Genomic DNA, 614 nt, shown 5'->3' with positions numbered 1-614 from the left:
CTCCCACCACCACGCGCGATCGGCTTCCCACTGCTCCGTCCCCGGCAGGTCGCGCAGGGCGGTGACGTAGTCGCCGAAGTCGATGTCGAGGGGGGCCAGGACCGCGTTGTAATCCGAGACCAGCGCGAACAGGTCCCGGTAGAAGACGCCCGAGGACCAGCCGTCGATGATGAGCAGACTGGTGGAGGAGTGCAGCCGTGCGCTGCCGTCGGGCAGCAGGGTCAGGCGCATGTCCAGCCCGCAACCGGTGGAGGGATCGGGCCCCTCGGTGCTCATCTCGTGCCGGATCCCCGCGAGCCGTTCCGCCGCCTCCTCCTCCGAGAGGTCGCGCAGGTCCTGCACCCGCAGCGACGGCGCCGCCTCCGGGTCGTCCGGGGGCAGGATCCGCTGCCGGCCGTCGGGCAGGATCCGGGCCCGGAGCACGGCCTGATGCTCGGCCAGCCGCTCCAGGGCGTCCTGCAGCGCCTCGGGGGCCTCCTCGGGATCGGGATCGATCAACCCGATGTCCACGTAGTGGTGGGCCGATCGGTAGGACAGCTCCCACCCGCCCTGCTGACCCACGAAGTACCCCTGCTGGAGAGGGAGGAGCGGGAACGGGGCCCCGGGGTCCTCGC

Annotated in this window: 1 protein-coding gene; it reads right to left on the bottom strand. The window is 71.8% G+C overall.

The window, feature by feature from the left end; translation table 11 throughout:
- Nucleotides 1-614: condensation domain-containing protein (locus FNQ90_RS25990; protein WP_228471620.1), on the bottom strand; the 614-nt coding region annotated here is incomplete at both ends.

Origin of the sequence: Streptomyces alkaliphilus (assembly GCF_014141535.1) — a bacterium.
Taxonomy (GTDB): Bacteria; Actinomycetota; Actinomycetes; order Streptomycetales; family Streptomycetaceae; genus Streptomyces; species Streptomyces alkaliphilus.
Note: the sequence above shows the minus strand (reverse complement) of the source record. Positions and strands in the feature narration are given on the sequence as shown.